The organism is Streptomyces apocyni, from assembly GCF_009739465.1.
Taxonomy (GTDB): domain Bacteria; phylum Actinomycetota; class Actinomycetes; order Streptomycetales; family Streptomycetaceae; genus Streptomyces; species Streptomyces apocyni.
This window is the reverse complement of the sequence record NZ_WHOM01000062.1, coordinates 155,106-168,814: the sequence shown is the minus strand read 5'-3', so window position 1 is coordinate 168,814 and position 13,709 is coordinate 155,106. Positions and strand designations below refer to the sequence as shown.

Here is a 13,709-nt window from a genome sequence, read left to right as displayed (position 1 = left end):
CGGTGGCGCCGCTGTGCGTTTGTGTGTCCGGGGTTAGCTTCGTCGCCGTTGCCTCCACTGCCTCTGTTGCCTCCGCTGGCGTACTGACTTGAGTGGAATAGGCTCAACTTTGTGTATGTTGGTTGAGTCAGTCAGTAAGTTCAGCAAGCAAGGTCAGTCAGAGGAGGAGAGCGGACTGTGGACGCCGAGCTGACGAACCGGAGTCGGGACGCGATCAACGCGGCCACCAGCCGGGCCGTGTCCGGAGGGCATCCGGATCTGACCCCCGCGCATCTGCTCCTCGCCCTCCTCGAAGGGCAGGACAACGAGAACATCACCGATCTGCTGGCCGCCGTCGAGGCCGACCAGGCCGCCGTACGGTCCGGCGCCGAGCGGGTGCTCGCCGGACTGCCCAGCGTGACCGGTTCCACTGTCGCACCGCCGCAGCCGAACCGCGAGATGCTCGCCGTCATCGCGGACGCCGCGCAGCGCGCGAAGGAGCTCGGAGACGAGTATCTGTCGACCGAGCATCTGCTGATCGGGCTCGCCGCGAAGGGCGGGCAGGTCGGGGACGTACTCTCCCAGCAGGGCGCCAGTGCGAAGAAGCTGCTGGACGCGTTCGAGAAGAGCAGGGGAGGGCGACGGGTGACGACCCCCGACCCGGAGGGGCAGTACAAGGCCCTGGAGAAGTTCGGTACGGACCTCACCGCCGCCGCGCGCGAGGGCAGGCTTGACCCCGTCATTGGGCGGGACCAGGAGATCCGGCGGGTCGTGCAGGTGCTGTCCCGGCGGACCAAGAACAACCCCGTGCTGATCGGCGAGCCGGGCGTGGGCAAGACCGCCGTCGTCGAAGGGCTGGCGCAGCGGATCGTCAAGGGGGACGTGCCTGAGTCGCTGCGCGACAAGCGGCTCGTCTCGCTTGACCTTGGGGCGATGGTGGCTGGTGCCAAGTACCGCGGCGAGTTCGAGGAGCGGCTGAAGACCGTGCTCTCCGAGATCAAGGGGAGCGACGGGCAGATCGTCACGTTCATCGATGAGCTGCACACGGTGGTGGGGGCTGGTGCCGGTGGGGACTCCGCCATGGACGCCGGGAACATGCTGAAGCCGATGCTCGCCCGCGGTGAGCTGCGTATGGTCGGCGCCACCACGCTCGACGAGTACCGCGAGCGGATCGAGAAGGACCCCGCCCTGGAACGCCGCTTCCAGCAGGTGCTGGTCGCCGAGCCCAGCGTCGAGGACTCCATCGCCATCCTGCGCGGGCTCAAGGGGCGGTACGAGGCCCACCACAAGGTCCAGATCGCTGACAACGCCCTGGTCGCCGCCGCGTCGCTGTCGGATCGATACATCACCTCGCGTTTCCTGCCCGACAAGGCCATCGACCTCGTGGACGAGGCCGCCTCCCGGCTTCGTATGGAGATCGACTCCTCGCCGCTGGAGATCGACGAGCTCCAGCGCGCCGTCGACCGGCTGAAGATGGAGGAGCTGGCGATCGGCAAGGAGTCGGACGCCGCCAGCCAGCAGCGGCTGGAGAAGCTGCGGCGCGACCTCGCCGACAAGGAGGAGGAGCTGCGCGGGCTCACCGCGAGGTGGGAGAAGGAGAAGACCTCCCTCAACCGCGTGGGCGCGCTCAAGGAGCAGCTCGACGAGCTGCGGGGACAGGCCGAGCGGGCGCAGCGCGACGGTGACTTCGACACCGCGTCCAAGCTGCTCTACGGCCAGATCCCCGGGCTTGAGCGGGAGCTGGAGGAAGCCGCGGCGGCCGAGGAGGAGGTCGCCAAGGACACGATGGTCAAGGACGAGGTCGGTCCCGACGACATCGCGGACGTCGTCGGGTCCTGGACCGGCATCCCGGCCGGACGGCTCCTGGAGGGCGAGACGCAGAAACTGCTCCGGATGGAGCAGGAGCTCGGCAAGCGGCTCATCGGGCAGCGCCAGGCCGTCCAGGCCGTGTCCGACGCCGTACGACGCACGCGCGCCGGGATCGCCGACCCGGACCGGCCCACGGGCTCCTTCCTCTTCCTCGGCCCGACCGGTGTCGGCAAGACCGAGCTCGCCAAGGCGCTCGCCGACTTCCTCTTCGACGACGAGCGGGCCATGGTCCGGATCGACATGAGCGAGTACGGCGAGAAGCACAGCGTCGCCCGGCTGGTCGGCGCGCCGCCCGGCTATGTCGGGTACGAGGAGGGCGGCCAGCTCACCGAGGCGGTGCGCAGGCGCCCGTACAGCGTCGTGCTCCTCGACGAGGTGGAGAAGGCGCACCCCGAGGTCTTCGACATCCTGCTCCAGGTACTCGACGACGGGCGGCTGACCGACGGGCAGGGGCGGACGGTCGACTTCCGCAACACCATCCTCATCCTGACCTCGAACCTCGGCAGCCAGCATCTGATGGACCCGCTGACCTCCGAGGACGAGAAGAAGCGGCAGGTGCTCGACGTCGTGCGAGCCTCCTTCAAGCCGGAATTCCTCAACCGGCTCGACGACCTCGTGGTGTTCTCGGCGCTCGACCAGGACGAGCTCGCGCATATCGCCGAGCTGCAGATCAACCGCCTCGCCGCCCGGCTCGCCGAGCGCCGGCTGATCCTGGACGTCACCCCGGCGGCGCTGGCCTGGCTGGCCGAGGAGGGCAATGACCCGGCGTACGGGGCCCGGCCGCTGCGGCGCCTCATCCAGACGTCCATCGGCGACCGGCTCGCCAAGGAGATCCTCGCGGGCGAGGTCAGGGACGGGGACACCGTACGGGTGGATGTGGCGGGGGACGGGCTGCTGGTGGGTCCGGCTACGGGGACAGGGACAGGGACAGGGACAGGGACAGGGACAGGGACAGGGAAGACGCTGTAGGGCGGTGTCGGGACCTCTCGGGGCCCGGTCGGGTTTGGCTTGGCGCTGAATGTCGGCCTTTTCCCGCCCAGGGTTGCGGGACCCCGCCCGGCATGGGGGAGGATGGCGGAATCCGTACGAAGGGACCAAGCACGTGAGCATCGACCCGTCCTCGATTCCCAATTTCGGGGCACAGCCCGACCCACAGCAGGGTTCAGGACCGGCGGGCCCTGTCGTCCCGGACCAGGATCTGGTCAAGCAGCTCCTGGACCAGATGGAGCTCAAGCACGTCGTCGACGAAGAGGGCGACCTCGCGGCGCCGTGGGAGAACTTCCGCACGTACTTCATGTTCCGTGGCGAGGACGACCAGCAGGTCTTCTCCGTGCGTACGTTCTACGACCGTCCGCACGCGATCGAGTCCAAGGCACAGATCCTGGACGCGATCGACGACTGGAACCGCCGCACCCTGTGGCCCAAGGTCTACAGCCACACCCATGAGCAGGAGGGTGGTCCCACCACCGTCCGGCTGATCGGTGAGGCGCAGATGCTGATCGGTACCGGCGTCAGCCTGGAGCACTTCGTCTCCTCGACGGTCAGCTGGGTTCGGGCCGCGATCGAGTTCGACCGCTGGCTGGTGGAGCACCTGGGCCTGGTCGACGAGATCGACTCGGCGGAGAAGCCTGACGAGGAGTGAGCGGGTTCTGACCTGTGGCAAGGAGCCCGGCCGTGACCACGGCCGGGCTCCTCGCCGTTCCGGGCGGCTACTTCGTGAGGGTGGGGTTCCTGGTCGCGGTGGTGGGGCTCGGCCTGCCGCACCCGGTCGGGCCTTCGCCCTTGCGTGGCCGCGTGGCCACGTGGCCGCGTGGCAGTCTGCGCCGCCGGAGCATGTGGTAGAAATACGCATATGATCGGACGTTTTGGCCGATCCCGGGCGGCGTCCGGTCAGTCACACACCGGCTGGCGTACACACAGCCGACGGAAGCGTCCGAGTTCGGGGCACGAGCAGGACGCTCACCATGAGCACGGGATCCCCCCTCAGCCGTCAAGGCGGTGGGGGCGGGACCTACTGAGCGTGCGCACTGTCTCAGGGCAGGTGTTCATCCTGCAGGTGGCAGTCCTGTTGCTGTTGGTCATCGGCGCGGTGTGGGCTCTCGTCCTGCAGTCGCGGAGCGACAGCGTCCGGGAGGCCCGTGCCCGCTCGGTCGCCGCCGCCCAGGCATTCGCGCACGCGCCGGGGCTCCCGGAGGTAGTTCAGTCGCCCGATCCCGCCAGGGTGCTCCAGCCGCTGACCGAGCGGGCGCGGAAGGAGGCCGAGGTCGACTTCATCGTGGTCATGGACACCAACGGAATTCGCTACACCCACCCCAGGCCGGAGCTCATCGGGGAGCGGTTCGTCGGCACCATCGAACCGTCGCTGGAGGGCCGCACCTTCATCGAGAGCGTCCAGGGCCCCCTCGGCCACGAGATGCAGGCGACGGTGCCCGTCACCGCCGCGGACGGCGAGGTCGTGGCTCTGGTCTCGGCCGGCCTCAAGGTCGCCAGCGTGACCAGTCTGGTCGACCGGCAGCTGCCACTCGTCTTCGGCGTCGGAGTCGGCGCGCTCCTCGTGTCCATGGCCGGGACGGCGCTGGTGACCCGGCGGTTGCGACGACAGACCCACGGCCTCGGCCCCGTCGAGATGACCCGTATGTACGAGCACCACGACGCGGTTCTGCACGCGGTCCGCGAAGGCGTGCTCATCACGGACGGCCACGGCCGACTGCTGCTCGCCAACGACGAGGCACGCCGGCTGCTCGCCCTGCCCCACGACGCGGAGGGCCGGGATGTCGCCGATCTGGGCCTCGAACCGCGCACCGCCCACCTGCTCGCCTCGGGAAGCGTCGTCACCGATGAGGTGCATCCTGCCGGGGACCGGCTGCTGGCCGTCAATCAGCGCCCCATCGACCGCTTCGGAGGGCAGCCCGGAACGGTCGTGACGCTGCGGGACTCCACCGAGCTGAGCGAGCTCTCCGGCAGGGCCGAGGTGGCGCAGTCACGCCTGAGGTTGTTGTACGAGGGGGGCGTACGGGTTGGCACCACCCTCGACGTGGTGCGGACGGCCGAGGAACTCACGGAGTTCGCGGTGCCCCGTTTCGCCGACTTCGCCTCGGTCGATCTGGTGGATTCCGTCCTGCGCGGTGAGGAGCCGGTGGACACGGGGGTGCGTCGTACGGCCATCAGAGGCACCCGGGATGACCACCCCCTGTACCCGCTGGGCGAGCTGATCGACTTCGCCTCCAGCACGCCGCAGGCCTTCGGCTTCGGAACCGGGCAGCCGGCGCTCGAAGCTCACCTGCCCGACTTCTCCGGCTGGCAGCAGCAGGATCCCGAACGCGCCCGGGCGATCGTCGACTACGGAATCCATTCGATGATGACGGTCCCGCTGCGGGCTCGGGGCGTCGTCATGGGGGTCGCCACGTTCTGGCGCTCGGAGAAGCCCGAGCCTTTCGAGGACGAAGACGTGTCCCTCGCCGAGGAGCTGGTCGGCCATGCGGCGGTGTGTATCGACAACGCCCGCCGCTACACCCGTGAGCACGCCATGGCGGTGACGCTGCAGCGCAGCCTGCTGCCGCGGGGTCTGCCCCAGCAGGGCGCGCTCGATGTCGCCTACCGCTATCTGCCCGCGCAGGCCGGGGTGGGCGGAGACTGGTTCGACGTCATCCCGCTGCCGGGCGCGCGTATCGCGCTGGTCGTGGGCGATGTGGTCGGCCACGGCCTGCACGCCGCCGCCACCATGGGCCGACTCCGTACTGCCGTCCACAACTTCTCCACGCTGGACCTGCCGCCGGACGAACTCCTCGGGCACCTCGACGACCTGGTCGACCGTATGTCCCAGGACGACGCGGGGGCGAACGGCGGCGACGGGATCATGGGGGCCACCTGCCTCTACGCGATCTACGACGCGGTCTCCGGCCGTTGCTCCCTGGCGCGGGCGGGCCACCCCCTGCCCGCGCTGGTCCGCCCGGACGGCACGGTGGAGTTCCCCGAGCTGCCCGCCGGTCCGCCCCTCGGCCTCGGGGGCCTGCCCTTCGAGACGGCCGAACTGCAACTGTCCGAGGGCAGCAGGCTGGTCCTCTACACCGACGGGCTCATCGAGCACCGCGAGCGGGACATCGACGTCGGTCTTGGGCTGCTGCGTGATGCTCTCGCCCACCCCGGCCGGACACCCGAGGAGACCTGCGCGGCCGTGCTCGACGCGCTGATGCTCACCCGTCAGACCGACGACATCGCCCTGCTCGTCGCCCGCACCCACCGGCTGGGCGCCGAACACGTCGCCCAGTGGGACGTGCCGTACGACCCGGCGGCCGTGCCGGAGATGCGCGGCGCCGTCACCCGGCAGCTCGAACAGTGGGGGCTGGATGACCTGACGTTCACGACCGAGTTGGTGCTCAGCGAGCTGATAACCAACGCCGTACGCCACGGCAGCAGCCCTATCGGCGTCCGGCTGATCCGCGTCGATTCCAGCCTGTTCTGCGAGGTGTCCGACGGCAGCAGCACCTCGCCTCATCTCCGCTACGCGTCCGCCACGGACGAGGGCGGCCGCGGCCTGTTCCTCGTCTCCCAGTTCGCCGAACGCTGGGGCACGCGCTACACCACCGGCGGCAAGGTCATCTGGGCCGAGCAGCCACTGCCGTAGGGCGGCGGCCGTCGGTCCGGGGCGGTCTCACGTCCTTCGGGGCCAGCGGCCGGCGGCAGGGGGGCTCACCAACGCTGGAGGCGTGCGGCGGCTTCGCGCAGGATGTCCTCGCGTTTGCAGAAGGCGAAGCGGACTTGGGTGCGGCCCGCGTCCGGGTCGTCGTAGAAGACGGTGTTGGGGATCGCGACGACGCCGCAGCGTTCCGGTAGTGCGCGGCAGAAGGCCAGGCCGTCCTTCGCTCCGAGTGCGGCGATGTCGGTGGTGATGAAGTAGGTGCCCTGGGGCTGGAAGACCTGGAAGCCCGCCGCGGTGAGTCCTTCGGACAGGATGTCGCGCTTGGTGCGCAGGTCTTCGCGGGTGGTCGCGAAGGAGTCGGCGGGCAGGCGCAGGGCTTCCGCGACGGCGTACTGGAACGGGCCCGCCGAGACGTAGGTGAGGTACTGCTTGGCGGTGCGTACGGCCGTGATCAGGGCCGGGGACGCTGTCACCCAGCCCACTCCGTATTCGTACACACATTTGCACCTCGTGCAACAGGCCCGTCAGGGGCAACTCCAGCACCACTGCCGCCGGTGAGTTGGCGACGGTCTACTCCGCATATCCCAGGCAGACGACGACCAGACGGGCTTCCGCGTGCTCACTCCCTGACACAACGGCGTAGGGCCAGCACCGCGTTGTGGCCGCCGAAGCCAAAGGAGTTGCTGAGAGCCAGGTCGCCGGCGGTAGGCAGGGGGCGGGGCAGGGTCTTGACCACATCCAGGGGGATGGCGTCATCGGGGTCGTCGCAGCCGATTGTGGGCGGCATGACCCCGTGGTGGAGTGTCAGCGATGCGGCCACGGCCTCCACGCCTCCGGCAGCACCTTGGAGGTGGCCGACATGCCCCTTGATCGCGGTTATTGGGACGTCGGGGTAGTTGCCCGAGTCGCCCAGGATCTCACGCAGAGCGGCGGCTTCCGCAAGGTCTCCCTCGACCGTGGCCGTGGCGTGTGCGTTGAAGTGCAGGATGTCCACAGCGTGGGCATCGGCGTCAGCCACGGCACGGCGGATGGCCAGTGCGACGCCGCGCCCCGAGGGGTCCGGGGCCGCGATGTGGTGGGCGTCGGCGGACAATCCCCAGCCGGCCGCCTCGCAGTAGATACGTGCGCCGCGGGCTCGGGCGTGCTCCTCTGCTTCCAGAACGAGCAGGCCAGCACCCTCACCATGCACGAAGCCGTCGCGGTTCTTGGCGAACGGCCGTGAGGCGTAGGAAGGCTCGTCGTTGCGGGTGGACAAGGCTCGCATTGCAGAGAAGGAGGCCATCACCGCCGGGGTGATTACGGCCTCTGTGCCGCCAGCCAGTGCGATATCAATCCTGCCGTACCGGATGCGGTCCACGGCCTGCCCGATCGCCTCGGTTCCCGAAGCACAGGCACTGACGACTGTGCGGGCCTCGCCGGTGATGTTGAGATCGAGCGAGATCTGGGATGCGGCCTGGGACGGTACGGTCAGGGGAGCAGTCAGCGGAGATACGGCGCGAACCCCCCGGTCACGCAGTCGGCGGTCACCCTCAACGAGGGCGGGTGCGCCTCCGATGATGGTGCCGATGCTGACCCCGACCTGGTCGGGGTCCAGTCCGCTCTCAGCGGTGCCGGCAGACTCGAAGCCGGCGTCCTGCCAAGCCTCGCGTGCGGCGAGCACAGCGAACTGCGCCGCGCGGTTCATCCGCCGGGCTTGGGCACGGGGGAGCAAGGTGGCTGGGTCGACAGGCACCGTAGCGGCGATGCGTACGGGGTGGTCAGCGAACTCCGGTTGATCCAGGGACCGTACACCGCAGCGCCCATCCAGCAGCCCTTGCCAGAGGTCGTGCACACCCACACCCAGCGGGGTTATCGCGCCTAGTCCGGTAACCACGACCTTGCGACCCGACTTGGACTGCGCCTGGGCGAGCGGGCGCGGTTCGTAGCCGAGTACGCCACCCTCCGAACCGGCCCGGCCACGCAGCTCTGTGTCGGACAGGGGGCGGTCGCCCATGCGGTCCAGGCTCTGGTGCCACCGGCCCCATCGCCGGGTGTACGTACTCACTCCGGGGGGCGGCCCGCAGTTGCTGGAGACGGTGACACGGTCACCGTCCTGAAACTCGGTCGGCAAGAGAGGGGAGTTGTCGGCGGAGACATCCGCAGGCAGGCTCATGTCAGTGCTGCTTTCGAGGGCCGGTGGCGAATAGTCGGTAGCAAGCGTGTTGGTGAGAGCGCAGAACGGCATGGGCGTAAGAACTGAATCTCACCAGTGATCCACACGCGCCAACTGATGGTGTATCATGCGCCTTATCTGGATTAGCGTGGGGGAGTTTTCGTGTTGGCTTTTACGGTAAGGTTGAAGTAGCCGTGACCGATTCGCCTTCCCCGCTCATGGAACTCTCCGACCTTCTTCGCGCGTGGCGAGTGATAGCCGGGACCAAACTTGGCCGGGATAAACCGCTGCCGCAGACAGAGGTCGCCGAGAGAATGGGCGTCAGCGAGCGCTGGTATCGCAGCCTCGAGAGCGGTGGACCTGTTTCACTGACACCCGAAGTGCTCAGTCGACTCTCCGAGGCGCTCATGCTCGGCCCGGACGAGCGGATGGCGCTGTATGGGCAGATATTCGGCGACGCCCCGATGAACCCTTGGGCCACGGCGGACCTCAGTGCCCTGACTTCACTCATCGAGGCGCAGTCTCTGCCTGCGTACCTGACCGACCACGCGTGGAACATTCAGGGCCACAACTCAGCCATGGCTGCCTGGTTCCCCTGGGTGCTTGAACCCGGCGCCAATCTGATGCGCTGGGCGCTGACCACCCGGGAGGCGCGCGAGCAATACGTGGACTGGCCCCTGCACGCCGAGGTCTATCTCGCGCTGCTGCGGTTCGCGCTGGTGAGTAGGCCGGAGAGCGTCGAACTGAGTGTGCTTCTCGACGAAGTCCTGCAGGACAAGGAGGTCCGCGAAGCCTGGGACCGCCAACCGCACATCGTCGCGTACCGCCAGGGACATCACTTCCGGCTCTCCCTCCCTCACATCTCCGCCGAGGAGCTGGTCCTCGAGTCCATGGTCCTCATCCCCGCATATCACCAGGACATCCGATGCGTGCTGCTGGTACGCCGGGAGGACCCAGAGGCCCCGGCCGCCGGCTGAACCTCATACCTTGTCCCACCCACGGTCGCCCTGGTCCTCTCCTCGAGGGCCGGGGTTTTACTTTGCCACGGGGGAACTTTGCTGTACAGCGGCAAATATTTGCCGCATTCGTAAGTGATTGGATCCAAGGCGACTGGCAGAAAAATGCCGGTCGCCTTTGTCGTCCAGTCGGCCTCCATGCGGCATATTGTTGCCGCTTGACGACCCGTGGGTCGGGTGTCAATGTTTCAGCCGTGCGAGAGCGGCGTAAGACCCGACCTGAATTAACAGGGTCTCCGCATGTACCGGGCGGTGGGTTTGGTATCCACGCCGGCGCATATGAGGCAGTCGCCCGCCGGTCTTTGCATTTCTCGAACAGAAGGCATGCACGTGATAATTCACGACGTCATCGGAATCGGTTTTGGTCCGGCTAACCTGGCTGTCGCCATTGCACTGGAAGAGCAGGAGGCCGGCCTCAGCGCCCGCTTCCTGGAGGCCCGTACGGAGCCCGCCTGGCAGCCGGGGATGCTGCTGGATGGTTCGGATATTCAGAACCACCCCTCCCGTGACCTCGTCTCGCTGCGCAACCCGCGTAGCCGTTACTCGTTCCTCAACTACCTGCACGAGAACGGCCGGTTGCTGGAGCACCTGAACCTCCCCATCGAGTTCCCGCTCCGCAAGGAGTACGCCCGGTACATCACCTGGGTGGCTCGCCAGTTCGACCACGTCGTGGACTATGGCCGCCGTGCGAGTGAGGTCCGCGTCGTTGAACACGACGGCGAGTCGCTGTACTCGGTCACCGCAGAGACCGGCGAGACGTACTTGGGCCGATCCCTGGTAGTAGGCCCGGGTCGTACGCCCTACCTGCCTGAGCCCTTCGACACCACTGGCAGCCGCCGGGCCTTCCACCTCACGGACTACCTGTTCCGGCTGGAAGAGTTCACCGCCGACCGGGCCCCTGAGTCGGTGGCGGTGATTGGTGGTAGCCAAAGCGCTGCGGAACTCACTCTCGACCTGGCCCACCGCTTCCCCGGCGCCCGCGTGCGCAACCTGGTGCGCTCCTTCAGCCTGCGACTGAAGGACACCAGCCCGTTCAGTGAGGAGGGTTACTTCCCCGCCTTCACGAATTACTACCACCAGGTCTCGCCCGAGGCGCGTCGTCGGCTCGACACCTACATGCACGCCACGAACTACTCCTCCGTGGATGGCGACGTCCTCAAGGAGCTCTATCTCCTCATCTACGAGCAGCGGCTGGACGGCGACCAGAAGGTCTCCGTGGACGGCAACCTCCAGGCGATTACGGCTGCCGAGCAGGATGACAAGGTCGTCCTGGAACTGCGCGAGCTCAACACAGGCGCGGTGGAGACGGACTCCTTCGACCTGGTCGTCGTCGCCACCGGCTTCCGTGACCTCGGTCCCGGCGAGCACCAGGAGCTCTTCCCACGAGTCATCAAGGATGTGGCCGGTCGTTTCAGGACTGAGGAATCCGGGGCCCTCCACGTGAGCTCCGACTACGCGCTGGAGGCCCTCAGCGAGTATGTGGACACTCCGCCGCTCTTCCTGAACGGCCTGTGCGAGTCCTCCCACGGCATCGGCGACGCAGGTTCCTTCAGCCTGCTGTCCCTGCGTGCCCAGACCCTGCTGGACGGTATCCGCAAGCGCAGCGGCGCCGCCTCCACGTCTGCCTGACCTCGATAGCTCATCCAACGGAAAGACGGAGGCCATGGCTTCGTTGACCGCCCCGGGGGTCTCCACCGAGATCCCTGGCCCCCGCAGCTCGGAACTGCTCAAGCGTCAGGCCGACCGAGAATCCAACACTCGGAGCTACCCGCGTCGGCTCCCCGTCGCGGTAGCTCGCGCCGAGGGCAGCTTGATTGAGGACCTCGACGGCAACGTCTTCCTCGACTGCCTGGCCGGTGCCGGCGTCCTGTCCCTCGGGCATGGACACCCCGAACTGGTGGTCGCCGCCGAACGCCAGCTGAAGACCTTCGTCCACGGTTTGGATCTGCCGACCGAACCTAAGGACGACTTCGTCGAGCAGCAGCTCAGCATGCTGCCCGAGTCGATGCGTCACAGCACCCGCATCCAGTTCTGCGGTCCCACGGGCGCCAACGCGGTCGACGCGGCCATCAAGCTCTGCAAGACGTACACCGGCCGCGGCGACATCGTCTCCTTCCAGGGTGGTTTCCACGGCAGTACGCACGCGGCGATGGCGCTGACCGGACTCGTGGAGCAGAAGAGCCCGATCGCGAACGGTATGCCGGGCGTCCACTTCTTCCCCTACTCCGCCTGCCACAACTGCCCGTTGGGCATGCGGCCGGATGCGTGCGAGACCAACTGCGCTACGTACTTGGAGAAGTCACTGGAGGACCCCAATGGGGGCATCACCAAGCCCGCCGCAGTAATCCTCGAGCTGCTCCAGGGTGAAGGCGGCGTCATCCCGGCCAAGCTGGAATTCGTGCGTCGGGTACGCGAGGTCACGCGGGAGCTCGACATTCCGCTCATCGTCGACGAGGTGCAGACCGGCTGTGGCCGGACCGGCACGTGGTTCGCATTCGAGCAGTACGGGATCGAGCCCGATGTAATCGTCGCTTCCAAGGCGCTCAGCGGCATGGGCCTGCCCGCCGCGGTGATCATGTATCACGAGCGGCTGGACACTTGGGCGCCCGGCGCACACTCGGGCACGTTCCGCGGTAACCAGCTGGCCTTCGCCACGGGTGCCGAGGCGATCCGGGTGGTTCGCCGCGACGGGATCCTGGAGAACGTACAGGCCCGCAGCGAACAGCTCATGGGCCGATTGACGGAGCTGCGCGAACGGTGCGCCTGGGTCAGCGATGTACGTGGTCGCGGCCTGATGCTCGGTATCGAGCTGGCGGACCCCGAGACCGGCACGCGCGGTTCGGCCCTGGCCAGGGCCGTGCAGGCCGAGGCCCTGGCAGAGGGGCTGATCCTGGAGCTCGGCGGCCGCGACGACTGCGTCGTGCGCCTGCTGCCGCCGCTCATCCTCACCGAGGCCGAGGCGGACTTCGCGGCGGATGTACTCGACCGCGTCTTCGACCGGCTGACCGCGCGGAGTACCGAGTCCGCGCAGAGCGCCTGACACCCAGGCCCCCTGACTGGTGCGGGGCCGGATGCCCCGGAGCCAACCGGCCTCCGGCCCCGCACCTCCCCCTCACACCCCGCTCGTCCCGACCCGGAGCCCCGACGATGCCCCTGATCCTGCCCAAGTCCATACCCGCCAAGGACCAGCTCGCCAAAGAGAACGTCACGGTCGTGGACGCCGTCCCGGCCGGCACTGATGTGCTCGAAGTTGCTGTCCTCAACATCATGCCGGACAAGCCGGTGACGGAGACCCAGCTGCTCAGGCTGCTGTCGATCTCCCCACTGCCAGTACGCACGACCTGGCTGCGGCCGGCGGACCACGTCTCCAAAAGCACTCCGCAGGCGTATCTCGACGAGCACTACCAGGTGCACGCCGACGTCACTGACCGCCACTTCGATGCGCTGATCGTGACCGGCGCACCCGTCGAGGAGATCGCGTTCGAGGACGTCACGTACTGGAACGAACTGCGCGGGATCATGGAGTGGGCGCGCGAGAACGTCACTTCCACGATGTACATCTGCTGGGGCGCACAGGCCGCGCTCTACCACCATTACGGCATCGCCAAGCACCACCTGGGCGCGAAGCTGTTCGGCAACTTCCCGACCCGCGCCGTGGACGCGTACGCGCCGCTGTTGGCCGGCTTCGACGAAGAGTTTCGTGTGCCGCACTCGCGCTACACGGGCACTGCTCTGGAAGACCTCCTGAACGAGCCTGAGATTGAGGTGCTGGCCCAGTCGCCGGAGACCGGCTTCTACGTCGCTGGGCGGCGTGACGGGCGGGAGTTCTACGTCTCCGGCCACCCCGAGTACGACCACAACACTCTGGGTGACCAGTACGAGCGCGATGTCGCCAAGGGTCTTCCGATGCACGTGCCGCCGGGCTACTACCCGGACGAGGACCCCCAGAAGACACCGGTCCGCAACTGGCACGCCCACGGCCGACTGCTCTATGCGAACTGGCTGCAGCGCTACGTCCTGGGCCGTCGCGCGACCACGCGCTGACCAGCCCGTA

The 13,709-nt window shown here is 67.8% G+C and carries 9 protein-coding genes and 1 pseudogene; 8 read left to right on the top strand and 2 right to left on the bottom strand.

Features of this window, described 5'->3' with window-relative positions:
• Positions 1-177: 177 nt before the first annotated feature.
• The 4 genes from clpB (at position 178) to GCN81_RS18325 (ending at position 6,472) form a co-directional block, all read left to right on the top strand.
• Positions 178-2,817, top strand: coding sequence for an ATP-dependent chaperone ClpB (clpB, locus tag GCN81_RS18340; protein ID WP_156725718.1), 2,640 nt, complete (start codon positions 178-180; stop codon positions 2,815-2,817).
• A gap of 133 nt (positions 2,818-2,950) precedes the next feature.
• Positions 2,951-3,490, top strand: coding sequence for a type III secretion system chaperone family protein (locus GCN81_RS18335; protein ID WP_156725717.1), 540 nt, complete (start codon positions 2,951-2,953; stop codon positions 3,488-3,490).
• A 32-nt stretch (positions 3,491-3,522) separates the two neighbouring features.
• On the top strand, positions 3,523-3,690 hold the full coding sequence (locus GCN81_RS18330; RefSeq protein ID WP_156725716.1) for a hypothetical protein: 168 nt from the start codon (positions 3,523-3,525) through the stop codon (positions 3,688-3,690).
• Positions 3,691-3,700: 10 nt separating this feature from the next.
• Positions 3,701-6,472: a SpoIIE family protein phosphatase gene (locus tag GCN81_RS18325; protein WP_156725715.1), complete on the top strand. Its 2,772-nt coding sequence runs from the start codon at positions 3,701-3,703 to the stop codon at positions 6,470-6,472.
• Positions 6,473-6,537: 65 nt separating this feature from the next.
• On the opposite strand, the pseudogene GCN81_RS18320 reads toward GCN81_RS18325, so the two are convergent.
• Positions 6,538-6,969: pseudogene (locus GCN81_RS18320) on the bottom strand (aminotransferase class I/II-fold pyridoxal phosphate-dependent enzyme); the annotation flags it as partial.
• Positions 6,970-7,106: 137 nt separating this feature from the next.
• Positions 7,107-8,639, bottom strand: coding sequence for a beta-ketoacyl-[acyl-carrier-protein] synthase family protein (locus GCN81_RS18315; protein WP_231626817.1), 1,533 nt, complete (start codon positions 8,637-8,639; stop codon positions 7,107-7,109).
• Positions 8,640-8,833: 194 nt separating this feature from the next.
• On the opposite strand from GCN81_RS18315, the gene GCN81_RS18310 reads away from it, so the two are divergent.
• The 4 genes from GCN81_RS18310 to GCN81_RS18295 all read left to right on the top strand — a co-directional run bounded on the left by GCN81_RS18310 (position 8,834) and on the right by GCN81_RS18295 (position 13,699).
• Positions 8,834-9,616: a helix-turn-helix domain-containing protein gene (locus tag GCN81_RS18310; protein WP_156725712.1), complete on the top strand. Its 783-nt coding sequence runs from the start codon at positions 8,834-8,836 to the stop codon at positions 9,614-9,616.
• Between the two features lie 363 nt (positions 9,617-9,979).
• On the top strand, positions 9,980-11,284 hold the full coding sequence (locus GCN81_RS18305; RefSeq protein ID WP_156725711.1) for a SidA/IucD/PvdA family monooxygenase: 1,305 nt from the start codon (positions 9,980-9,982) through the stop codon (positions 11,282-11,284).
• A gap of 34 nt (positions 11,285-11,318) precedes the next feature.
• The gene (locus tag GCN81_RS18300; RefSeq protein WP_156725710.1) at positions 11,319-12,695 is read left to right on the top strand and encodes an aspartate aminotransferase family protein; all 1,377 of its coding nucleotides are present in this window, start codon (positions 11,319-11,321) and stop codon (positions 12,693-12,695) included.
• A 107-nt stretch (positions 12,696-12,802) separates the two neighbouring features.
• Entirely contained in the window at positions 12,803-13,699 is an 897-nt protein-coding gene (locus GCN81_RS18295) for a homoserine O-succinyltransferase (RefSeq protein ID WP_156725709.1), read from the top strand.
• Positions 13,700-13,709 lie beyond the last annotated feature (10 nt).

Excerpts from the sequence above, each read along its gene's own strand:
- GCN81_RS18325 (WP_156725715.1), top strand. The coding sequence starts at position 3,701 with ATGATCGGACGTTTTGGCCGATCCCGGGCGGCGTCCGGTCAGTCACAC.
- GCN81_RS18315 (WP_231626817.1), bottom strand. The coding sequence starts at position 8,639 with ATGAGCCTGCCTGCGGATGTCTCCGCCGACAACTCCCCTCTCTTGCCG.
- GCN81_RS18305 (WP_156725711.1), top strand. The coding sequence starts at position 9,980 with ATGCACGTGATAATTCACGACGTCATCGGAATCGGTTTTGGTCCGGCT.
- GCN81_RS18300 (WP_156725710.1), top strand. The coding sequence starts at position 11,319 with ATGGCTTCGTTGACCGCCCCGGGGGTCTCCACCGAGATCCCTGGCCCC.
- GCN81_RS18295 (WP_156725709.1), top strand. The coding sequence starts at position 12,803 with ATGCCCCTGATCCTGCCCAAGTCCATACCCGCCAAGGACCAGCTCGCC.